At 61.5% G+C, this 21446-nt stretch carries 19 protein-coding genes and 1 pseudogene; 10 read left to right on the plus strand and 10 right to left on the minus strand.

What is annotated here, in order from left to right; genetic code table 11:
* Positions 1–60 precede the first annotated feature (60 nt).
* The 3 genes from B0G69_RS06870 (at position 61) to B0G69_RS06880 (ending at position 5013) form a co-directional block, all read left to right on the plus strand.
* Positions 61–678, plus strand: a complete 618-nt coding sequence (locus B0G69_RS06870) for a TetR/AcrR family transcriptional regulator (RefSeq protein ID WP_121316214.1) — start codon at positions 61–63, stop codon at positions 676–678.
* Between the two features lie 82 nt (positions 679–760).
* Positions 761–1876 carry an efflux RND transporter periplasmic adaptor subunit gene (locus B0G69_RS06875; RefSeq protein WP_121316215.1) on the plus strand — a complete coding sequence of 372 codons (1116 nt, stop codon included), beginning with the start codon at positions 761–763 and terminating at the stop codon, positions 1874–1876.
* Positions 1873–5013, plus strand: coding sequence for an efflux RND transporter permease subunit (locus B0G69_RS06880; protein ID WP_121316216.1), 3141 nt, complete (start codon positions 1873–1875; stop codon positions 5011–5013). Before B0G69_RS06875 ends, B0G69_RS06880 begins: the two co-directional genes overlap by 4 nt.
* A gap of 495 nt (positions 5014–5508) precedes the next feature.
* On the opposite strand, the gene B0G69_RS06885 is transcribed toward B0G69_RS06880, so the two are convergent.
* The 4 genes from B0G69_RS06885 to B0G69_RS41720 form a co-directional block, all read right to left on the minus strand.
* Positions 5509–6573, minus strand: a complete 1065-nt coding sequence (locus B0G69_RS06885; protein ID WP_121316217.1) for an MBL fold metallo-hydrolase — start codon at positions 6571–6573, stop codon at positions 5509–5511.
* Between the two features lie 57 nt (positions 6574–6630).
* The gene (locus B0G69_RS06890; RefSeq protein WP_121316218.1) at positions 6631–7287 is read right to left on the minus strand and encodes a peroxiredoxin; all 657 of its coding nucleotides are present in this window, start codon (positions 7285–7287) and stop codon (positions 6631–6633) included.
* A gap of 1156 nt (positions 7288–8443) precedes the next feature.
* Entirely contained in the window at positions 8444–9001 is a 558-nt protein-coding gene (locus tag B0G69_RS06895; RefSeq protein ID WP_241991270.1) for a HAMP domain-containing sensor histidine kinase, read from the minus strand.
* Positions 9002–9018: 17 nt separating this feature from the next.
* Positions 9019–9276 (minus strand): hypothetical protein, encoded by a 258-nt coding sequence (locus B0G69_RS41720; protein WP_241991271.1) that lies wholly within the window; start codon positions 9274–9276, stop codon positions 9019–9021.
* Positions 9277–9369: 93 nt separating this feature from the next.
* Here B0G69_RS41720 and B0G69_RS06900 point away from each other — a divergent pair, with 93 nt between their 5' ends.
* Positions 9370–11742: a PAS domain S-box protein gene (locus B0G69_RS06900; protein ID WP_241991272.1), complete on the plus strand. Its 2373-nt coding sequence runs from the start codon at positions 9370–9372 to the stop codon at positions 11740–11742.
* 366 nt (positions 11743–12108) lie between these two features.
* Here the strand turns inward: B0G69_RS06900 and B0G69_RS06905 are convergent, their stop codons facing one another.
* The 3 genes from B0G69_RS06905 to B0G69_RS06915 all read right to left on the minus strand — a co-directional run bounded on the left by B0G69_RS06905 (position 12109) and on the right by B0G69_RS06915 (position 13863).
* Positions 12109–12672, minus strand: a complete 564-nt coding sequence (locus tag B0G69_RS06905) for an Hsp20/alpha crystallin family protein (protein WP_121316219.1) — start codon at positions 12670–12672, stop codon at positions 12109–12111.
* 311 nt (positions 12673–12983) lie between these two features.
* Positions 12984–13391, minus strand: a complete 408-nt coding sequence (locus B0G69_RS06910; protein WP_121316220.1) for an Hsp20/alpha crystallin family protein — start codon at positions 13389–13391, stop codon at positions 12984–12986.
* Positions 13392–13419: 28 nt separating this feature from the next.
* A complete protein-coding gene (locus B0G69_RS06915) occupies positions 13420–13863 on the minus strand; it encodes an Hsp20/alpha crystallin family protein (RefSeq protein ID WP_121316221.1) in 444 nt (147 codons plus the stop codon).
* A gap of 246 nt (positions 13864–14109) precedes the next feature.
* On the opposite strand from B0G69_RS06915, the gene B0G69_RS06920 reads away from it, so the two are divergent.
* Complete coding sequence (locus B0G69_RS06920; RefSeq protein ID WP_121316222.1) at positions 14110–14493, plus strand: hypothetical protein; 384 nt, start codon at positions 14110–14112, stop codon at positions 14491–14493.
* Between the two features lie 339 nt (positions 14494–14832).
* On the opposite strand, the gene B0G69_RS06925 is transcribed toward B0G69_RS06920, so the two are convergent.
* On the minus strand, positions 14833–15207 hold the full coding sequence (locus B0G69_RS06925) for a helix-turn-helix domain-containing protein (RefSeq protein WP_121316223.1): 375 nt from the start codon (positions 15205–15207) through the stop codon (positions 14833–14835).
* Positions 15208–15294: 87 nt separating this feature from the next.
* Between B0G69_RS06925 and B0G69_RS06930 the strand changes: the two genes are divergently transcribed.
* From B0G69_RS06930 to B0G69_RS40965, 3 genes are all read left to right on the plus strand, one after another.
* A complete protein-coding gene (locus B0G69_RS06930; protein ID WP_121316224.1) occupies positions 15295–16029 on the plus strand; it encodes an SDR family oxidoreductase in 735 nt (244 codons plus the stop codon).
* Between the two features lie 72 nt (positions 16030–16101).
* Positions 16102–16602, plus strand: a complete 501-nt coding sequence (locus B0G69_RS06935; RefSeq protein WP_199731150.1) for an NAD(P)-binding domain-containing protein — start codon at positions 16102–16104, stop codon at positions 16600–16602.
* 1174 nt (positions 16603–17776) lie between these two features.
* The gene (locus B0G69_RS40965) at positions 17777–17944 is read left to right on the plus strand and encodes a hypothetical protein (protein ID WP_158608925.1); all 168 of its coding nucleotides are present in this window, start codon (positions 17777–17779) and stop codon (positions 17942–17944) included.
* 70 nt (positions 17945–18014) lie between these two features.
* On the opposite strand, the gene B0G69_RS06945 is transcribed toward B0G69_RS40965, so the two are convergent.
* Both B0G69_RS06945 and B0G69_RS06950 read right to left on the minus strand, forming a co-directional pair.
* Positions 18015–19028 carry a hypothetical protein gene (locus B0G69_RS06945; RefSeq protein WP_121316225.1) on the minus strand — a complete coding sequence of 338 codons (1014 nt, stop codon included), beginning with the start codon at positions 19026–19028 and terminating at the stop codon, positions 18015–18017.
* Between the two features lie 640 nt (positions 19029–19668).
* Positions 19669–20219: pseudogene (locus tag B0G69_RS06950) on the minus strand (transposase); the annotation flags it as partial.
* A gap of 459 nt (positions 20220–20678) precedes the next feature.
* On the opposite strand from B0G69_RS06950, the gene B0G69_RS06955 reads away from it, so the two are divergent.
* A complete protein-coding gene (locus B0G69_RS06955; protein WP_121316226.1) occupies positions 20679–20855 on the plus strand; it encodes a Flp family type IVb pilin in 177 nt (58 codons plus the stop codon).
* 75 nt (positions 20856–20930) lie between these two features.
* Positions 20931–21440, plus strand: a complete 510-nt coding sequence (locus B0G69_RS06960) for a prepilin peptidase (RefSeq protein ID WP_121316227.1) — start codon at positions 20931–20933, stop codon at positions 21438–21440.
* The last annotated feature ends 6 nt before the right edge of the window (positions 21441–21446 follow it).

Below are 21446 nucleotides of genomic sequence, written 5' to 3' on the forward strand. Positions count from 1 at the left end.
TTCCGGTTGTGACTATAATACCAAATAGTCACTGGTTGTCCATTCCTGTATGCTCTACCCATGAAAAAAGCCACCACTTCCCCCATCCCGGCGCGCGGCCCCGCTGACCACGAGGTACGGGATCAGATCGTTGTCGCCGCCACCGAGCACTTCAGCCGGTATGGCTACGAGAAAACGACGGTCTCAGACCTCGCGAAGGCCGTCGGTTTTTCCAAGGCCTACATCTACAAGTTCTTCGAATCCAAGCAGGCCATTGGCGAGATGATCTGCGCCAACTGCCTGCACCAGATCGAAACCGAAGTCAGGGCGGCCGTCGCACAGACCGATCTGCCGCCAGAGCAGCTGCGGCGGATGTTCAGCGTCTTCACCGAAGCGAGCCTCCGTCTGTTTTTCCAGGACCGCAAGCTCTACGAGATTGCCGCATCGGCGGCCACGGAGAACTGGCAGTCGGTGCTTGCGTATGAAGAGCGCGTCCAGAAGTTGCTTCGGGACGTCCTCCAGGCGGGTCGGCAAAGCGGGGACTTCGAGCGCAAAACACCCCTCGATGAGACTGCGATGGCGATCTATCTGGTGATGCGCCCCTACCTTAACCCAATGCTGCTGCAGTACAGCTTCGATTACACCAGGGTCGCGCCTGCACAACTGTCCAGTCTCGTGCTCCGCAGTCTGTCGCCTTGATGGAAATTTCGGTTGTGACCATTGACTAATTTGGTTACTAGAACCATAATGGAAGCCGTCATCACTCATCGATGGGACTTTCATGTTCTCGCGTCGCCTCGCCACTTCCGCACTCGCCTGTGCGCTGCCGTTTGCGCTAGCGGCCTGCGGCGAAAAAACACTGCCCGATCCGCGCACCGAAGCCCCACTGGTGCGCATGGCCGTCGTTCAGCGCGCCGTCCCCGCGTCCCGTTCGTTGACGGGGACCGTCGCGGCACGCGTGCAGAGCGACCTGGGTTTCCGTGTTTCGGGCAAGGTGCTGGAACGGCTGGTGGATGCCGGCCAAACCGTCAAACGCGGTCAGCCGCTGATGCGCCTCGACCCGATCGATCTCAAGCTTGCCGCGCAGGCCCGGCAGGAGGCGGTCACCGCCGCGCGGGCACGGGCGCAGCAGACCGCGCAGGATGAGGAGCGCTATCGCGACCTGCGCGGCACCGGTGCGATCTCGGCGTCGGCCTACGACCAGGCCAAGGCGGCCGCCGATGCCGCCAGGGCGCAGCTCAATGCGGCCGAAGCTGACGCCGACGTGGCGCGCAATGCGACGGGCTATGCCGGGCTGATGGCGGACGGCGATGGCGTTGTGATGGAAACATTGGCCGAACCCGGTCAGGTCGTCAGCGCCGGACAGCCTGTCGTGCGCCTCGCTCACGCCGGGCGTCGCGAGGCTGTCATCCAGCTACCCGAAACCCTGCGTCCCGCGATTGGCTCGGTCGCCCAGGCGACGCTTTTCGGCAGCAGCGGCAGCACCGTGCCGGCGACGCTACGTCAGCTGTCGGATGCGGCAGATCCCCGCACGCGGACCTTTGAAGCGCGGTATGTCCTGCAGGGAGAACTGGCCGACGCCCCATTGGGCGCCACGGTGACGGTCCAGATTCCGGACGCGCGTTCTGCGGTGCAAGACGGTTTGCAGGTGCCGATTGGCGCGGTGCTCGACGCGGGCAAGGGCGCGGGCGTGTGGGTGATAAACGGCGAGCCGGCCAAGGTTGCGTGGCGGCCGGTGACGGTCCTTCACCTGGACGACGACAGCGCTCGCGTGTCAGGTACATTGAAGCAAGGCGACCGGATCGTCGCGCTCGGCGCGCAGCTGCTGCGCGAAGGCGAGCAGGTCCGGCTGACGAGTCAAGCCGTCGCCGTCGCGTCCGAGGGAGTCCGTCCGTGAGCGAAGGCCGTTTCAACCTGTCGGCGCTCGCCGTGCGCGAGCGCTCCATCACCCTGTTCCTGATCTGCCTGATCTCACTGGCCGGGCTTGTTTCGTTCTTCAAGCTGGGCCGGGCGGAAGACCCGGCGTTCACGGTCAAGGTGATGACCATCATCACCGCGTGGCCCGGGGCGACCGAGCAGGAAATGCACGATCAGGTCGCCGAGAAGCTCGAAAAGCGCATGCAGGAGCTGCGCTGGTACGACCGGACCGAGACCTATACGCGACCAGGCCTCGCCTTCACGACCTTGACCCTGCTCGACAGCACGCCGCCGTCGGAAGTACAGGAACAGTTCTACCAGGCCCGCAAGAAGATCAGCGACGAGGCAGCCAACCTGCCGGCTGGCGTGATCGGGCCGATGGTCAACGACGAATACTCGGATGTCACGTTTGCCCTCTTCGCACTGAAGGCCAGGGGCGAACCGCAGCGCCTGCTGGTGCGCGATGCCGAGACGCAGCGCCAGCGGTTGCTCCACGTGCCGGGCGTGAAGAAGGTCAACATCATCGGCGAGCAGTCGGAGAGAATCTATGTCGAACTCTCACATGACCGGCTGGCAACGCTGGGCGTGAGCCCCCAGGACGTGTTCGCCGCGCTCAACGGTCAGAACGCCCTGACGCCGGCCGGCTCCGTGGAGACCAAAGGTCCGGAGGTGTTCATTCGCCTGGACGGTGCCTTTGACAACCTGCAGAAGATCCGCGACACGCCGGTCGTCGCGCAGGGCCGCACGCTGAAGCTGTCGGACATTGCCACCGTGACGCGTGGTTATGAAGATCCGGCGACGTTCATGATCCGCAACAACGGCGAACCTGCACTGCTGCTGGGTATCGTGATGCGCGACGGCTGGAACGGGCTTGATCTCGGCAAGGCGCTGGACAGCGAGGTCGGCGCCATCAACGCCGGGCTGCCGCTGGGCATGAGCCTGACCAAGGTCACCGATCAGGCCGTCAACATTCATTCGGCGGTCGACGAGTTCATGGTGAAGTTTTTCGTTGCGCTGCTGGTGGTCATGCTGGTGAGTTTCGTCAGCATGGGCTGGCGGGTGGGCCTCGTCGTTGCCGCGGCCGTACCGCTGACACTCGCGGTGGTGTTCGTCGTGATGGCCGCCACCGGCAAGAACTTCGACCGCATCACGCTCGGCTCGCTGATCCTCGCGCTCGGCCTGCTCGTGGACGACGCGATCATCGCGATCGAAATGATGGTGGTAAAGATGGAGGAAGGCTACAGCCGCATCGCCGCCTCCGCCTACGCGTGGAGTCATACGGCCGCGCCGATGCTGGCGGGCACGCTGGTGACCGCCGTCGGCTTCATGCCCAATGGCTTCGCGCGCTCCACGGCCGGAGAATACACCAGCAACATGTTCTGGATCGTCGGCATCGCACTGATCGCATCGTGGGTCGTCGCGGTGGTCTTCACGCCCTACCTGGGTGTGAAGATGCTGCCCGACTTCAAAAAGGTCGAAGGCGGTCACGACGCGATCTACGACACGCCGCGCTACAACCGCTTCCGTCAGCTGCTCACGCGCGTCATCGCGCGCAAATGGCTGGTCGCCGGTTCCGTCGTGGGCCTCTTCGCCTTCGCCATCCTCGGTATGGCGGTCGTCAAGAAACAGTTCTTCCCGATCTCCGACCGTCCCGAAGTGCTGGTCGAGGTGCAGATGCCCTATGGCACGTCGATCTCGCAAACCAGCGCTGCCACAGAGAAAGTCGAAGCGTGGCTCGCGAAGCAGAAGGAAGCGAAGATCGTCACCGCCTACGTCGGGCAGGGTGCGCCGCGCTTTTACCTGGCGATGGGACCGGAACTGCCCGATCCGTCGTTTGCCAAGATCGTGGTGCGCACGGACAGCCAGGATGAGCGCGACGCATTGAAGCAGCGACTGCGTCAGGCCATCGCGGGCGGACTCGCCCCGCAGGCGCGCGTGCGGGTCACGCAACTCGTGTTCGGTCCATATTCGCCGTACCCGGTCGCCTACCGTATCTCTGGTCCGGACCCGGACAGGCTGCGCGGTATTGCGGGAGAAGTTGAGCAGGGGATGGAGGCCAGCCCGATGATGCGCACGGTCAACGCCGACTGGGGCACGCGCACGCCCACGCTGCATTTCACCTTGCAGCAGGATCGCTTGCAGGCCGTGGGGCTGACCTCCAGCGCCGTGGCGCAGCAGCTGCAGTTTCTGCTCAGCGGCGTGCCGGTCACCGCCGTGCGTGAGGATATTCGAACCGTGCAGGTCATGGCGCGTTCGGCCGGCGACGTGCGGCTCGATCCGGCCCGGATCGGCGATTTCACGCTGGCTGGCGCGAACGGGCAACGCATTCCGCTGTCGCAGGTGGGCAAGGTCGACGTGCGCATGGAGGAACCCATCATGCGCTGGCGGGACCGCGTGCCGACGATCACGGTACGGGGCGACATTGCCGACAATCTTCAGCCGCCGGACGTATCGACGGCGATCACGAAGCAGCTTCAGCCCATCATGGCCCGGCTGCCGACCGGCTACCGTATCGAAGAGGCGGGCTCCATCGAGGAATCGGCTAAAGCGACGACCGCCATGCTGCCGTTCTTCCCGATCATGCTGGCGGTTACGCTCATCATCATCATCTTCCAGGTGCGCTCGATCTCCGCCATGGTGATGGTGTTCCTGACGAGCCCGCTGGGCTTGATCGGGGTGGTGCCGACGTTGATCCTGTTCCGGCAGCCGTTCGGCATCAATGCGCTGGTCGGCCTCATCGCGCTATCGGGCATCCTGATGCGCAACACGCTGATCCTGATCGGACAGATCCACCAGAACGAGCAGGCGGGGCTGGATCCGTTCCATGCGGTCGTCGAAGCCACCGTGCAGCGTGCCAGACCGGTGATCCTGACGGCCATGGCGGCGATCCTCGCTTTCATCCCGCTGACCCATTCGGTGTTCTGGGGAACCCTCGCCTACACGCTGATCGGCGGTACGTTCGCCGGGACGATTCTGACCCTGGTCTTCCTGCCGGCGATGTATTCGATCTGGTTCAGGATTCGACCCGGCGGTATCGCTGGCTTGCGCAAAGATCGGCATGAGCAGGCGCAGCCTTCCGAGCAAACGCTGCAGGACGCGCTCGACGCGGGCAGTTAAAAACACCATCAATTCACCTGAAGGGAGCTGGTCATGTCGAATTCCACTGTTGTCGCTGTTACCGGCGTGTCATCGGGTAGTCCACGCGCAAGGCAGCGCGACTTTAATTGGACTGCGCGAGGTTTATTGGAGATACGTGGCTGACCCGAGTGGTGAGGCTGGGTTCCGCTACATGGCACACTGTCGGCGGTTTAGGCTGTCGGGGGATGCGGAATTCAACCCATTCCGATACCCGTTTTTCTCGCCCGAGGCCGGTTCGATTTCGTCAACCGATCGCCGGCTCGGTACTGCAGCCACCGTGCACATGCAGCAAGGGCCTAGCGGCCTCGAGCGGGCGACGTTTGTGGAGCTACCGCTAAGGTGGTGCACCGTCAGGTGACGACCTCATCGCAAGCTCACGTAGGATCCACCGCAGCCTTTCGCCCTGACTCGAGCTGAGTGGCGAGTCTGGAGTGCGGTCCTTGACGTTCTGACCACGTCGGTCAACACAGACTGTCAAGCGCTGCCCGACGCCGCCGGCAGTCCCTCTGTGTTCCAGCGCAGCATGCCGCCGGCGAGGTTGGCCACCTTGCCAAAGCCTGCCTTGGTCAGCAGCACGCTAGCCTGGGCCGAGCGGACCCCCGAGCGGCACACGACCACAACCGGACGCTCGCGATCCAGTTCATCCAGCCGGCTCATCAACTGCGAGAGTGGCACCAGCTTTGCACCTGGCAGATGGCCCAGACGATCGATAAACTCCCGCGCCTCGCGCACATCAACGATCTGTAGCGTCGCCGCATACTGCAGCAGTGCCATGGGCTCGATCTCCCACACTCCACTGAAGCGCAGCGTCAACGGCGCCCAGTCCGGCGCTTGCGCCGCAGCCGCGTCGCCCTCCGGTTGTCCGCAACGCAGGTTGGCGGGCACCGCCGCGGCCATCAGCTTGGGATGGGGCAAATTCAGGTTGTCCATATGGCCCGTGAAGTCGCCGACATCCACGTCGCCGCCGAGGCGCGGGTTGAAGCGCCTCTCCTCGGCCACGCTGGTGACGGTGATGCCGCGATAGTCGTGCGCAGGATAGAGCAGGCAGTCGTCGGGCAATGTCAGGATCTGCCCGCGCACGGAGGCGAACAGCTGCTGTGGGCTACCTTGCTGGAAATCGGTGCGGCCACAGCCGCGAATCAGCAGGCTGTCGCCGGTAAAGGCCATGCTCTGGTCGTCCAGAACATAAGTCAGGCAGCCATTGGTATGGCCGGGCGTTGCGCGTACGGTCAAATGGCGCCTGCCGAAGTCGATGCGATCGCCGTGCCGCAGCGGCCGGTTCACTCCCTCGGCGCCGACGACTGCGGCGAGTGCGATCAGGCTGCCGCAAGATTGACGCAAGCGCCATGCGCCGGTCACGTGGTCGGCGTGTACGTGGGTGTCGAGCGTAGTCGGCAGCCGCAGGCCCAACTCCTGCAGCAGCGCCATGTCCCGCGGCACCTGCTCGTACACGGGGTCGATCAGCAACGCTTCGCTGCTGTCGCCCAGCAAGTAGGTATAGGTGGAGGAGGCAGCGTCGAAGAGCTGGCGAAAGATCATCGCGGACCTCCGAGGGGGGAACGCAAGACGGCCCGGCACGGGCCGCCTTGCCTGTGTTCAGTCCGGCTGCGGGGTGGTGCGCAAATACGGCTTGATGGTCTTGAAGCCGGGGAAGGACTGCTCCGCCTCTTCGTTGCTGACGGCGGGCGTGATGATCACGTCCTCGCCCTGCTTCCAGTTGACCGGCGTGGCCACCTTGTATTTCGCGGTCAGCTGCATCGAGTCGAGCACGCGCAGGATTTCGTCGAAGTTGCGGCCAGTGGTCATCGGATAGGTCAGCATCAGCTTGATTTTCTTGTCAGGCCCGATAATGAAGACAGAGCGCACGGTGGCGTTGGTGGCCGCGGTGCGCCCCTCGCTCGTATCGCCCGCATCGGCCGGGAGCATGTTGTATAGCTTGGCCACGGCCAGATCGGTGTCCCCGATCATCGGATACTTGACGGCGGCTCCCTGAGTCTCTTCGATATCTGCGGCCCATTTGGCATGGTCTTCGACTGCATCGACCGAGAGGCCGATCAGCTTGGCGTTGCGCCGTGTGAACTCCGGCTCGATCCTTGCCATGTACCCCAGTTCAGTGGTGCAAACCGGCGTGAAATCCTTCGGGTGCGAGAACAGGATGGCCCATTGATCCCCAATCCAGTCGTGGAAATCAATGGTGCCCTGAGTGGTGCGCGCAGTGAAGTTGGGAGCGACGTCGTTGATACGAAGCGACATATTGCCATCCTGTGAAGTAGTGGGTTATGCGGAAGACCTGATCCAGGCGTGCAACCCCAATCGATCGGAGACGGGTGACCCGTGATTTGGAAAAAAGGGCCAAGTATATCGGTCATCACTCGCGAACCTGTATTCACCCTCATCGAAATCTAGCCGGGCTCCCGCTTTGCTGGCGACGGCCTTGGAAACGAAGACATCCGAGCGGGGATTACGGGCGCTAAATCAAACTGCGTCTGTTCGGCAGCGCACGGAATCGCCCGCTAACTCGACTTTGATGAGACGGCTGTACCTTGGAAACGGCTCGTGCAAGGGCGAAATTTCGAACGGCGGTTCAGGCTCGCGCATTGTTGATCGCGGGCGGGAATGATTTATCGGTCGATGCTCTTTTGCGTGAGGCACTGAGCGGCCAGGAAAAACCATCCGACACACCACGATGATTACACAGCGCCACCGCTAACAATGTCAAGCGACATTCCTGGAACTGAAGGTTATGCAGAACACGCGGCTGCCCTGGCCAACCAGCGGGGCGAAACATCGTTGACGGACCCCGCCGGCCGGTGATGCATCTCATACCGGCCGCGCCATCGCTCATCCTCGACCTGGGCGCCGGCATGGGCCGTGATGCCGCGGCGTTGGCAGCGATGGGACACTCGGTGTTACCCGTGGAGCCCGTTGAAGGTCGGCAATCAGCCACATTGCTGACGTTGCACCCACCCGGCCCAATCTCGGCAATGGCCGACCAGCGCGTGCCCGCATCGGACCGATTTCGGGGTAGACCAGCCGTTCGAGTGACCTCTGCGAGGCTTAGGCGAGTGGCAGAAAGTGGCCCGAACCCGGTCCGACATGGACTGGCCGGCGTGGTCGGCCATTGAAGTCCCCGTCGGACAGCAGTCGACCCTTCCCGCCCTCAGCCAGCGTATGCGAATGTTGCCGCCGCGCTCCAAAGCAGCCATTCCGCCGCGGCGCCCGGTCGGACGTATGGGGGCACTGCTGATTCGTGTTCGCTCCCACCCATGGTCACGAAGGGCCTTGCTATACAGACCGGTGGAGCCGGTGGTCGATCCGCTCGCGACTCCTTCGGCCCTGTCGCCGCGCGAGTTTCAGGTTTTAGGTGAAATGGAGGAGCAGGACGTTGGCGGCCTCAGCAAGTCTGAAGTTACCTGGCGTTAGCGCTCTCCATCTGTATGTCGGGACCGCGGCGAGGTAGCCGAACGACGAATACGGTTTCGGATGCGTCGGAGCGTGCGTCTACTTCGCCGCCGTGAGCACGGGCGATCTCTCGGGTAATGAAGAGTCCCAGACCGAGGCCGTCCTGCGACCCAGCGCGGCTTTGGCTACCCGCGCCGCGCTCAAGCGGCTCGAATATGCGACGAAGGGTAGACGGCGGTATCGCCGGCCCGCGGTTCCTGACCTCGATCGATATCTCCGAATCCCCACCGGTGAGCGCCACCTGCACTGCGGCTGTCGGCTGTCCATACTTGATCGCGTTGGCCACCAGGTTGCCGAGCGCCTGCTGGATTCGCCGGCCGTCGCAGACTGCGCGGGTGTCCCCTGTCACACCGAATTCGATTCTTTGCGTTCCGTGCGCAGCCCGTAGCTGGTCCAGTTCGTCGGCGACCAGAGCCGCCACCTCAACGGGCGCAGGCGCTACCCGGATACCGAGACCGAGCTTCGTGCGGCTGAAATCCAGCATGTCATCGAGCAGTCCCTGCATCCGCGCTCCGCTCCTGATCAACCGTGCCGCGGCGGCGGAGATTTCCTGGCCATCGTTGAGTTTGCGAGATGGTACGCGGTCATCTGGATCGTCTGCAGGGGACCGCGCATGTCATGCCCGAGCATGCCCAGGAGCAGGTTGCGCGACCGCTCAACCTGACTGCTGAAAAAGCTGACCGACTCGGTCAGCGCCTGATCGATCGCTTCGTTAAAACGGACCAGGTCGTCCAGTTCTCGCGGTTCAGCCTCACTGCCGTTCAGCCAGAGCCGCAGCACGGCAACGCGCAGCGCGCACGCCAGGCTCGCTTATTGCTGCTACGTCGGATTTAATCCCGCCGCGCCGCTGACCGGCGTTACCAGGTTGATCAGATGAAGATGAACCACGTTGACCCGCAATCCGACGCCTTCAGCTCTGCGTGGCTCCGGCTTTGGGCCGAGTCCACTCAAGACTACTCCATCTTCGCCCTTTCTCGCGAAGGTACTGTGCTCACATGGAACCCAGGCGGCGAATGCATTCAGGGCTATCGCCCCGACGAAATTATTGGTCGGTCGTTCTCCCTTTTTTACCCCGAGGCCGAGCGTGCCGTGGGCGCGCCCGAGGCCGCCCTGCGCGCCGCCACCGAGGGCGGGCGTTATGTCGCGGAGGGCTGGCGAGTGCGCAAGGATGGCACGTCGTTCTGGGCGAACGTCGTCATGACACCGCTGCGCGACAGCGGCGGCGAGCTTATCGGTTTTGGCAAGGTGGTCCGCGACGTCAGTGACAAGAAGGCCGCTCACGACGCGGTGCTCGAAAGCGAGCGCAGCTTCCGTCTTCTGGTCCAGGGTGTAACCGACTACGCCATTTTTATGCTGTCGCCCGACGGGCACATCACGAGCTGGAATGCCGGCGCTCGACGCATCAAGGGGTACGCCGAAAACGAGATTGTCGGTTCGCATTTTTCCCGGTTCTACACCCCGGAGGATGTCGCGGCGGGCGTCCCCTTCCGGGGCCTGGACACGGCACGACGGGAGGGACGTTTCGAGGCCGAGGGGTGGCGCGTGCGCAGCGACGGAAGCCGTTTCTTCGCGCATGTCGTGATAGACGCCATTCATGAAAACGGTGAGCTGGTCGGATTTGCAAAGATCACGCGCGATATCACCGAGCGACGGCGCGCCAGCGAGCAGCTCGAGCAAACGCAGAAAGCCCTGTTCCAGGCACAGAAGATGGAGGCCTTGGGCAAACTGACGGGCGGCGTGGCGCACGACTTCAACAATGTTCTCCAGGTAATGCGGGGCAATCTGGAACTGCTCGAAAGCCGGCACGGCCGCGACGACTGGAGCGCTGAGCGGCTGGGTAACGCGCTTGACGCGGTTGATCGCGGCGCGAAGCTCGCGTCACAGCTGCTGGCCTTCGGTCGCCAGCAGCCCCTTGAACCCGTCGTCATCAACCCCGCGCGTCAGCTTCAGGCGCTGGACGACCTCTTGCGGCGGGTACTGGGCGAGAGGGTCGAGATTGAGTCCGTCGTTGCCGGCGGCCTGTGGAATACCATCGCCGATCCCCATCAGCTTGAAAACGTGATACTGAATCTGGCCATCAATGCGCGCGACGCGATGCCGGACGGCGGTAAGCTCACACTTGAACTCGCCAACGCGACGCTTGACGATGAGTACGTTTTAGCGCTTGCCGACGTCTCAGCCGGGCAGTATGTGATGCTGGCGGTCACGGACACGGGGACGGGCATGAGCCGGGAAGTGATGGAGCGCGCTTTTGACCCGTTCTTCAGCACGAAGCCGGAGGGCCGTGGCACGGGCCTCGGCCTGAGCATGGCCTACGGCTTCGTCAAGCAGAGTGGCGGCCATATCCGGCTCTATAGCGAGGTCGGTGAGGGAACGACAGTCAGGATCTATCTGCCCCGCTCAACCGGCACGGCGGTTGAGGCCAGACGTAGCACCGGGGGCGTCCTCAAGCATGGCAGCGAGACCATCCTCGTCGTGGAGGACGATCTGAAGGTCCAGTCGACAGTCGTTGAACTTCTCAGCGGTCTCGGCTATGCGGTGCTCAAGGCCAACGACGCCGAGCAGGCGCTGACCGTCGTGGCGAGCGGCGTACATATCGATCTGCTGTTTACCGACGTGGTGATGCCCGGCGCACTGCGCAGTCCGGAAATGGCCAGAAGGGCAGTCCAGATGTTGCCCGGGCTGAAGGTGCTTTTTACGTCGGGTTATACCCAGAACGCGATCGTGCATGGTGGCCGGCTCGATGCCGGCGTGGAACTGCTGAGCAAGCCCTACAGCCGTCGGCAGCTTGCCGCCAAGGTGCGGCAGGTACTCGGTAACAGCAATATCGAAGCAACCGGAGCGGGTGCGGCCCGTACGCGTCCAAGGGAGGGTGTCGGGCCAGCCGGAGACGGTGAAGGCCTGCGCATCCTGGTCGTGGAAGACGACGTTGCGTCGCTGGACGCAACCTGTGAGCTGCTGATGTTGCTCGGGATGGCTCCGCAGCGCGCAGAAAGCGCGGCGGCGGCGCTCAATGCATTGGAAGCGGACGACTATGACGTCCTCTTCACGGACGTCATCATGCCCGACATGTCGGGCACCGAGCTCGCGCGACGCGCGGCTTCCGCACACCCGGCACTCCGGATTATTTTCGCTTCCGGAAACGTTGTCCCGGAGCACGAGAGGTTTGACTTCGAATGGTCGGCGCTGCGCAAGCCCTTCACGCTTGATCAGTTGCGCGCCGCGTTGCAGCCGGCCGACAGCTGACGGACGCAGCGCCGTGCCGGCGATGGACACGCGGAGACACAGCGCAACTGAAAGGACTGGCTCCGTAGCGCGGCGCAGTCGCCCGGCGGTAATTGTTGTTTTACTGCGGAGCGAGAATTGCAGTCGATGCCTATCAAACTGTGCGTGAGGCCGCTACGCAAAAAGAGTGCGGATTCATGGCGAACTGCCGTCGCCATTGACCTCGTCGCCGGTCCTGATGAGTAGTTCGCGCCCTTTCGTGGTCGCGAACTACTCCGGCCCCATTCTTTTCTGGCGAACAGCGCGATCACACCGTCGCGCTTGCGTCCGTCCATGAGACGAAGTTCGGAATCAGCCTTGATGACGGGGCTCAGGCTGGCGTCCGGGCTAGCCGATATCAATCGTGCGGCCCACGGATCGTGGTGGCTCTGACTTCGGCACGGTCAACGTGAGCACACCATTGTCGAACTTTGCCAGGGCATGATCGGGGTCGGCGTTCTCCGGCATCGGGATCGTACGTACGAAGCTGCCATGGGCGCGCTCGAGCCGGTAGCATCCGTCTTCCTCGCTGCGCACATCCTGCTTTTTCTCGCCGCGCAACACGAACGCCCCATCGTCGACGGTGACGCTCACATCCTCCCGCTGCATGCCGGGCAGCTCGACGGTCACACGCAAAACCTTTCCTTCGTCGACCACGTCGATGCGCGGCTGGAAGCGCGATGAACTGAAGTCCCCGAACCATCGTTCCAGTGCGCCGCGGCCAGCGAACGGGTCGTGAAAAAACTCCTCCACGACGCGCCACGGTTCGCGCATGAACAATCTCGGTATGTCAGGCCAGGAGGCGCGCCACTGGTCGGTGGCCGGCTGGCCTTCCGGGCTGTCCGCATCGGATTTGCGCCCGGCGCCGCGAAGGAATTTAAAAGGATTCCACTTCTTCAGGTCGGTGTTCATCGTAGCGTTCTCCTTAAGGCACGTCTGGCAGGAGAGCCGGATGCCGGTCATTTGGCGGAAACAGTGGCGTGAACGTTGATGTTTCCGACTGCCAGTACGCGGCTGCCGTGGTCGCCTCGCCGTCGACGCTCCTGGCCCGCGCAGCGAACGGACCGTCCGGGGACCGGCGTAGCAGCATTGCCGACACGCTGACCGGGGATTCACTCCGGCGCCCCCGACGGCTGTCCTGCATCTTGGCCTCCACATCGGACGGCGGCGGCCAGACGACCGCCACCGGGTTTTCTCCTGTCGTTGTCACCCGTCTGCCGGGTTCAGGTCGTGTGCACTTCGATCCGCCGCGGCCGCGCTTCGTCGCGGCGCGGTATCGTCAGCTTCAGCACGCCGTCCTTCAGGTTTGCGTCGATTTTCGTTGGGTCGAAGTCAGCCCCAAGAGCGAACGCCCGCGCGAAGTGAGGCTGGCGGATCTCGGCGTGATGCAGACGCAGCCCCTCCGGCGTGGGTACAACTGCCTCTGCCTCGATGTACAGGTTGCCATCGTGCACCTTTACATCGAGCCGGTCCTTTGTCACACCGGGCAAATCCGCCCACAGGGTGATGCCCTGACTATCCTCGAAGATGTCCACGGGCGGCGTCAGCGTGATCAGGCGTTGTGACTGCTCGTCTTCGCGCCGCGCCACCGCCTTTTCGTCTTTCCTGGCAAGTTCTGTGGTGTCGTTCATGATGTCCTCCTCAGTTCTGCGACGGGTTTCATTGAACGGTGATGGCCCGCGGCTTGGATGTCTCCCGCTTGCCGATGCTGACGGTCAGGCAGCCATTGGTGTATTGCGCCTTAACGTTGTCGGGGTCCGCGTGCTGCGGCAGTTCAATGACGCGCCGGAAAGAGCCGACGAACCGCTCCTGCGCATAGGTGCGCGTGTCGTCGCCAGCCGCGTCCGGCTGTGCGGTCCTGCGCTCGCCGCTGATGGTCAACAGCCCTTTGTCGATGGATACGTCGAGGTTCGCCGGATCGATACCCGGCGCGAACGCGACGATCTCGATCGAGTCGTCAGTCGAACCGATGTTGACCTGCGGGAACGCGCCGGAGCGCCCGGAACGGATGCTGGACGGGAAGCCGCCGAAGAGGCTCGCCATCTGCCGTTGCAGACGGTCGAACTCGCTGAAAACGTCGGTCCCGAAGTAGAGATCACTCATGGTCATTTCCTCCTTCAGACCAGCAGGAAGACGAACCGGCCTACGCGCTCCAGTTCGTCTGCCGTGCTGCGGGCAAACAAATAGAAACACGCAGCGCGCCAGACTACTCGCGCGACTGCCTGAGCGGAATTTAAGATAGGAATCCTGCGCGAAAATTTCAAGAGGGTGTTGCCATTTTTTACCCTTGAATTTGGCCGGCCGCATCCCTACCTCCTCGACACCCCTGACGGACCATGCGAGGACACCATGGAATTCGAATACGACTGGCTGACACTGGGACGACACCGGATCCGGCTGCGCTCAACAAAGGGTTTCCCGACCGAGACGATGCGCACGGCGGTCGAAGTAATCCGGCTGGCGATCGACAACAATATGAGCGCCCGTGCGCGCCTGGTTGAAGTGGTATTCCACCGGGAATCCGCTTACGAAATTGCTGTCGGCACCACCTTTGCCGACGACCGCCTTTGCGCGCCGCAACTGGAAGCGGCGGTCGCGACGGTCCTGGGTCTGCAGCCCGCGCAGATCAATATTTTCGTGACCGTAGTGACGCAGGAGGAGGTTGATCTGCACTTCGGTGTCTACGAAAGAATGCTGGCCGAAAAGCTTGGCGTGGTGCCACCGATCCAGTGATCGCACAACGGCGGTCAGCCGGCAGCAAGGAGCAATACACAGGCCTTTTTACGGAAAGAAGGGGCCGCCGATGCCGTCTTACCGCCGACTTTCCATCATGTAAGGCGCGCTCCGCAATTGTTTGGAGACTCGTCTATGAGTAATGATCCTCGATCACATAATGACTGGCCTTAAAGAAGGCAATCGGAGCTGATGGAAATGGTCGGTTGCCGCCTTGCTGAATGGCGGTTGCTGCTCGTCAACAGGCGTTCCCGATAGAGTGCAAGGGAACGCTCATGGCCGTATCCGGGCCGACGGCGAGCGCACCAAACCGACCCAAAGCGCACGGTCGATGTGCAATCACGGCGATGGTTGTCCCGAAGCGTCGCGCTTGGCGAAGATGCTTGCCATTTCCGCCGCATTCTCGGTTCCCCAAGTGCACAGCGGGACGATCGCGTCGGCCAGGCTGCGACCGAGCGGGGTCAGCGCGTAGTCGACACGCGGCGGCACCTCCTTGTAGTCGGTCCGCGCTAGCACTCGATCGGCCTCCAGATCCTTCAACTGCTGGATCAGCACCTTGTCGCTGACGCCTTGTGTCAAGCGCTTGAGCTCGCCGTAGCGCTTCGGGCCGTCGCGCAAAAAAAACAGGATCAGCGGTTTCCACTTGCCCGAGATGATGCGCAGGGTGGCGTTGAGCCCACAGCCGGTATCGCAAATTTGAGAGGACGTCGTCATGTTTTGGTACTTACCAAAAAGTGCATACTTGTCCTAATGTAATCAGGTCTGGATACTTGTGCAACTCCCAACGAAAGGATCCATGACATGACCAGACTGAATGGAAAGACCGCCGTGATCACCGGCGGCGCTACCGGCATCGGCCGCGCCGCGGCACAGCGCTTCATCGAAGAGGGCGCCTTCGTCTTCATCTTCGGCCGCCGACAAGAAGCGCTCGACGCCGCTGTGGCCGACCTCGGGCCCAATGCCCGCGCGGTGAAGGGCTCGGTCTGCGAGCCGGCCGACCTCGACCGACTCTACGCGGCCGTGAAGGCCGAGCGCGCAACCCTCGACATCGTCTTCGCCAATGCCGGGGCCGGAAGCCCGCTTCCGCTCGGCAAGATCACTGCCGAGCACATTGACGATATCTTCAATACCAACGTGAAAGGCTTGATCTTCACTATCCAGAAGGCGTTGCCGCTGATGGGCCGAGGCGGTTCGATAATCCTGACCGGATCGAGCGCCGGCACCACGGGGGCCCCGGCATTCAGCGCCTATAGCGCGAGCAAGGCCGCAGTGCGCAACCTCGCGCGGACTTGGGCGGAGGACCTGAAAGGCACTGGCATCCGGGTCAACGTACTGTCGCCTGGGCCGACGGCGACCGAACTCGCGAAGGAGGCACTAGGCGAGGAAGGCATGAAGGCGTTCGCCTCGATGAATCCGCTGCAGCGCATGGCCGATCCGGCGGAGATCGGGGCGGTCGCTGCTTTTCTCGCGTCGCAGGACAGCAGCTTCATGACCGCCAGCGAGGTCGCCGTCGACGGTGGCTTGGCGCAAATTTGACACGCCGCGCCCGGCCGGTCACTCCGTTCGGTATTCGGAGCCCGTCGGGCGTGGTGAACCAAAGGAGAATATATGAGCTACGCAATTATCGGCTTCGGCAAGGTCGGCCAAGCTCTTGCAAAGGCGTTTGCCCGCAGCGACATCGAAGTATCCGTTGCAACCACGCGCGACCCCGAAAGCTTTGCATCCGATGTGGCCGCGATTGGACCTGCGATCATCCCCAAAAAACTGGCGGATGCCGTCAAAGCGGACATCATTTTTTTGGCTGTCCGTTTCGAGTCGCACCGGGACGTCGCGAAGGCGCTGCCCACCTGGCAGGGGAAGACCATCGTCGATGTGACCAATGCCTACGGCGTGCCCCCTGAGGAACTGGGAGGACAGCCGTCTTCGAAGGTCGTCGCGAACGCCTTCACTGGCGGAAGACTGGTCAAGGGCTTCAATCATTTGGTCGCTGCTGTACTTGGCCAGGATCCGGCCGTACACGGCGGTAGGAGAGCAGTGTTCCTATCGAGCGACGATGACAGCGCCGCAGCGGAGATTAGTTCCCAGACGGCTTGGCATTACGCTTACTAATAAGGCGATGTACTCGCCGAAAGATATGCTGTGGCTGAGTCAGTTTGACTCATTCGATCTCGATCGAAAACAGAAGGCGATTGTGCTGATGTGCCAAGGCGGTCGGATTTTTTCCGCCGCTAACGTTTGGGATGCTGTCGGAATAGTGGACACCGAAGATTACCGGAAGTTAGTCGACTCGTTACTTAAGATGGGTATTCTTCAGAATGAAGTCGAGCGAACTGTTGCAAAAAGACTGGCATCGAAAAGGAAATTTCCCTACCGGGAATATCCACGTTATCGAATAGGCCTGCCGGCGCAGCCGCGAAAAGCGACATCGATCGACGAACGCGCACCAAGGAAATTAAGGCGGACGAGTCGGTTGTTGAAGAGGCCGACATTGAGCGCCGTCGAATTTTTATTGGGAACCGACCGCCAGAGACATCTAATCGGAAATTATTCGAAATTTTTTCGGAACCAGGTGAGATCGTTGACCTTCGAGTACCGCGCAGGCACACTCATGCGAAAGGGTACGCCTTTATTGAATTTGCTTCAGACGACGCGGCGACGCGCGGGCAACGAAACGAAAAGATGAAGTACCGATCATGTACGAAGATCGTAAATTGGTAATCAGTATCCCTAAAAAGGGCAGTAAAAGAGAAAACGTAGTCTGTCCAGTTCGGACTGTCCAACAGAGGTTTAGCGTCTGTGAGTCGGTTCGAAAAATGAAAGGAGTGGCTTCCCGATAAGTGGACCTGCTCATGGTCTGTGCGCGCAATGTCTAGGGGCGGCATAAGTCAGGTTCGAGAGCGCGCGGGGCTGACCGAATGCCGAACCTGTGCCGCCCCCCAAGACCGAGCGGCCGACTAACGGATGATTCGCACGTTCGGTCACACATTCGTGGCATTGCCCAAGGCGTCCCCGGCGCTACGATACACGAGCCGACTGTAGACAGTGCGACACCAGTACTCGCGGGGTAACTAACCTTCACCCCGGTCTACGAGATGTGTACGAACTAAAACGCGACAGCGACCGTTGTAGAAGCAGAACGGACTTTTGAATGGCTTGGCGTAAGCGCGGACCAACGTCCCTAGTGGCCGGTTGCAGCGCTACGTGACCGGGGCAACACGTGCCGATCGGAACGTGCTGCCACGATGTATTGTTAACCGTGGCAGCATCATTTACAGGTCATCCGATGAAAACGCTGGACGTCTCCCAGGCGACCGCCGCCGCCCAGGCGGGCGGCGTCCTGTCGGCCATCGTGAAGGCCGGCGCCTTCTACGTCGAACTCGAAGCGCGCACGGCCGGCACCGCCGTGCTCGTCACGTCGAACAACCGGCGTCCGCGAATCTGTCGAGCCTGATACCGGCTCCGGGTAACACCGCTATGCACCGGTGACAGACATGACGCTGTCCGGCGCAAGAAGATCTTTTTCAGCGGTTCGGGCAACGCGGGCCTTCATGCCGCCCTTCATGATCACCCCTGGTTATTTTGAGAATCCGGTTATTGTAATAATCGGAAACGTAGAGCGATTTATCAGGGCCGAACACAAAGCCGGTGCCAGATGCGGGGCCGATACTGAAGCCGGATCCAATCGTTGTAGCCTCACCACGCTTGTTGTAGGTAAGCAGTTCAGTGCCATTCAATACGTAGAGCGCCTTTCCGAAACCACCTTCGGCAGGCCCGAAGGCGAGATAGGTATTGAATCCGGCCAAGCCGGTCGCAAACGCATTGTCCGCAACTGTCCCGTCGGCGTTGTAAATCCGGATGGTCCCGTCGGCGATCGACAGGACGATCCGGTTGTCGTCGGCGATCGTGATACTGTTTGGCCGGTTCGGGGTGGAAAACAATACAGTGGGAGAGCCGCCATTGCTCACAAGGATCCGCGGGAAGTCGTCGGAAAACACCAGGCGTCCTCGTTGATCGAACTTCATATCATCGACATCGGCAAAGCCGGAATTGAATATCACCGCGGATGTTTGGTCCTTGAAGATCGCGGCCAGAATGCCGCCGCCTCCGACGAGCACGGAATTGCGCACGCCGCCTATCCGTCCGGAGGCGTCGAACAGCACTGCATCCGGGTCAACCTGGGGCGGGCCAAACTCAGACACCGATCCGCCGCAGGGCTCCACCTTGTGAATCCGGTTGTTGCTTCCTCCCTGCCGACCCACGTAGAGCGCCCCGTCTGGCGCGAACGACAATTTCATCGGTTCGGGTACATTGGCATAAATCGAAACGTGGAAGCCGGCGCTGAGGGTCGGCAAGTTCGCCGTGGAATTCGCTGTTTGGACCTGTCCCGACGCGAAGGAGGTGGCGCTGGTCTGGTCACTCCTGACCTGATCGTTGGCGGCGCTCAAATTGGCGGTGTCGTTGGTCTGGGTTGCATGTACGGTGCCGGCGAAGCCGAACAGGATGGATGCGAGCAGGGAAGGAAGAAAGTTGCGCATGATAATCCTCATATGATGAGGCGAGACGCGAGACATGCATTGCGCTCCTGGCGGCCAGCGTGGCATGGCGATTTATTCGTTCCACCGGCGAGTCGCAGAACACTTGTCGATTCGACCGCGACACGGCGTGGGCGTTCATCCGTTCGTCGATTTCGTTTTACCAGGTCGATCGTTAAATAGAAGCGCACCCGCTTTAGAAGCGCACCCGCTTGCCCTTCGCGGCAGTTGGATTTGCCGTTACCTGAAATCAGTAGAGAGCGATCGGCAGCACTCGACCCGCTGCGGTCTTTCGACGCCACGGCGTGCAAACGGCGGTTTTGACCTGCTAACAGGGATGCAGGTAGGGTTTGCCCAACTAGGTCAGCTCAACTATGAAGGGCCACGTGCGGTCAGCAAGGCGAGTGCCTCTCGAAGCAAGAGCACTGATGCGCTGACGTCCGACTCCGACCCGTCCGCTCTGCCGGTCATCGACAGGTACCCGTCGCTGTTGCGGATATGCGTAACACCGTTACGGCGCTGTACGACACCATTCCGGTATCGTGACCGTCGATTCCGGCTTCGTGACCGCGGATTCCGGAAAGCCCCGGAAATCGGTCACGTTCGTCCGGAATGACCGGTCACGATGAATCGGAATGCTCGGTCACGTTCGTCCGGAATCGTCGGTCACGTTAGGCCGGAATACCCACTCATCGATGCAATTGATTTTGTGATCGGCAATATGAGTCAGGACGTATTCCAGGTGGGCGCGCGAGTTGATGCCGTTCAGCTTGCCCGTCCCGATCAGGCTGTACATCGCGGCGGCCCGCTCACCTCCTTGTCGGAGCCGGCGAACATGTAGGTCCGGCGATCGAGGGCGACACAGCGCAGGGCGTTTTCGGCAAGAGCGTTGCTGATCTCCAGGCGACCGTCTTCGCAGTACAGCACGAGCGCGTCCCATTGGTTGAGCGAGTAGCGGATCGCCTTGGCCAGCTCGGATTTCGTCGGCAGCGCGGCGATCTTGTCTGTCATCCACGCTTTGATGGTTGCGATCAGCGGCACGCTCTTCTCCTGTCGCACGCGCTGCCGCTCGGCGGCCGGCTTGCCATGGATGCCGGCCTCGATGCCGTACAGTTCGCCAATCAGCTCGAGCACGTGTCGGGTCGCTTCGGTCGGCGTGCGCACGTGAACGTCATAAATGTATCGCCTCGCGTGAACCTTATGACGAGGGGCAAAACTAGCCAAGTTAGAAACCTGGCAATCACAAGAATTTACCGATCATCACTGTCCGAAGGATTTTTTTGTTGAGATTTTTGTACGGGCTAACGCCTATCCGCTCCAGATTGACAAAGCAACTTACCAAAGCTCTTCAGTGAGGACTCCCGCACAGAATGGACCTCGCAAACGTTAAATCATCCGATGTTGCATTTTTTAAGCGATTTGCGAAGTTTTGCCAACTATCGCTGGGCACAAAAATAATCGATACGGATTGCTAAAGTTGCTTGCTGCCTCGCCGTTATAGGAATTACCGGCCGTCCCGGCTCGTAATGCGCAGCAATGATTTGTCGCCCTTCTCTTTGTTTGGGCGAGACGGGCATGGGATGTGGCTGGCTATACCCGGTTCTTGGCCTTCCCGGGAGAGTTTTTCTATCTGTTGTTTTACGGGGGAAACACATGATCAAACTCTTGAAAGCGTTTGTTCGCGATGAGCGTGGCGTGAGCGCCATGGAATACGCGATTCTGGCTGGCATCGTTGTCGTCGCTCTGACAGCAGTCGGTGTGACGATGAAAACATCGATGGGTGATTTGTTCACCAACCTGTACGCGAAAATCACGGCCGCTTCGACGTAACGATGGTCAGGGGTTCGGACCGGTTCGATCCGAACCCCTGTCTGGCTCACCTCGCATTTCTATACGGCGACCTTCGTGCACCTACTGTCTCTCGGCATTCGTTTCCTTGTGCTGTGCGCTCTGCTGTGGCTCGCGGTCATCGACATTCGTTCGCGACGCCTGCCGACCCGCGTCGTGCTGGCAGTCGGCGCGCTGTTTTTCGCGGACGCGCTAATCCTTCGTCTGCCCGCTGACGAAGTGATCGTCCACCTGGTGTTGGCGCTGGGGGTGTTCCTCGTCTGTGCCGCGCTCTTCGCAGCGAAGATGCTCGGCGGAGGTGACGCGAAGCTGGCGTCGGTCATTTTTCTGTGGGTTGGCTCGAGTCTCGCGCTGCCGGCATTAACACTGATTTCCGTGATCGGGACGGTGGTGTCCCTGATCAGTCTTGCCACGCGAAACATGAATCCGGACCAACGAGCCCTGCCGATGCGGGTGCTGGCGCTGTTTTCCGGAGCACGTGGCGTCCCCTACGGCGTAGCGCTCGCCTTTGGCGGCGGTCTGATGATCGTGCTGCCGGCCGTGATGCCTCTGATTTTGAAGCGATAGGACGGC

Source organism: Paraburkholderia sp. RAU2J (assembly GCF_003634845.1).
Lineage (GTDB): Bacteria > Pseudomonadota > Gammaproteobacteria > Burkholderiales > Burkholderiaceae > Paraburkholderia > Paraburkholderia fynbosensis.

Excerpts from the sequence above, each read along its gene's own strand:
- B0G69_RS06870 (WP_121316214.1), top strand. The coding sequence starts at position 61 with ATGAAAAAAGCCACCACTTCCCCCATCCCGGCGCGCGGCCCCGCTGAC.
- B0G69_RS06875 (WP_121316215.1), top strand. The coding sequence starts at position 761 with ATGTTCTCGCGTCGCCTCGCCACTTCCGCACTCGCCTGTGCGCTGCCG.
- B0G69_RS06885 (WP_121316217.1), bottom strand. The coding sequence starts at position 6,573 with ATGATCTTTCGCCAGCTCTTCGACGCTGCCTCCTCCACCTATACCTAC.
- B0G69_RS06890 (WP_121316218.1), bottom strand. The coding sequence starts at position 7,287 with ATGTCGCTTCGTATCAACGACGTCGCTCCCAACTTCACTGCGCGCACC.
- B0G69_RS06895 (WP_241991270.1), bottom strand. The coding sequence starts at position 9,001 with ATGCAGGGACTGCTCGATGACATGCTGGATTTCAGCCGCACGAAGCTC.
- B0G69_RS06900 (WP_241991272.1), top strand. The coding sequence starts at position 9,370 with ATGAAGATGAACCACGTTGACCCGCAATCCGACGCCTTCAGCTCTGCG.
- B0G69_RS06905 (WP_121316219.1), bottom strand. The coding sequence starts at position 12,672 with ATGAACACCGACCTGAAGAAGTGGAATCCTTTTAAATTCCTTCGCGGC.
- B0G69_RS06910 (WP_121316220.1), bottom strand. The coding sequence starts at position 13,391 with ATGAACGACACCACAGAACTTGCCAGGAAAGACGAAAAGGCGGTGGCG.
- B0G69_RS06915 (WP_121316221.1), bottom strand. The coding sequence starts at position 13,863 with ATGAGTGATCTCTACTTCGGGACCGACGTTTTCAGCGAGTTCGACCGT.
- B0G69_RS06920 (WP_121316222.1), top strand. The coding sequence starts at position 14,110 with ATGGAATTCGAATACGACTGGCTGACACTGGGACGACACCGGATCCGG.
- B0G69_RS06925 (WP_121316223.1), bottom strand. The coding sequence starts at position 15,207 with ATGACGACGTCCTCTCAAATTTGCGATACCGGCTGTGGGCTCAACGCC.
- B0G69_RS06930 (WP_121316224.1), top strand. The coding sequence starts at position 15,295 with ATGACCAGACTGAATGGAAAGACCGCCGTGATCACCGGCGGCGCTACC.
- B0G69_RS06935 (WP_199731150.1), top strand. The coding sequence starts at position 16,102 with ATGAGCTACGCAATTATCGGCTTCGGCAAGGTCGGCCAAGCTCTTGCA.
- B0G69_RS40965 (WP_158608925.1), top strand. The coding sequence starts at position 17,777 with ATGAAAACGCTGGACGTCTCCCAGGCGACCGCCGCCGCCCAGGCGGGC.
- B0G69_RS06945 (WP_121316225.1), bottom strand. The coding sequence starts at position 19,028 with ATGCGCAACTTTCTTCCTTCCCTGCTCGCATCCATCCTGTTCGGCTTC.
- B0G69_RS06955 (WP_121316226.1), top strand. The coding sequence starts at position 20,679 with ATGATCAAACTCTTGAAAGCGTTTGTTCGCGATGAGCGTGGCGTGAGC.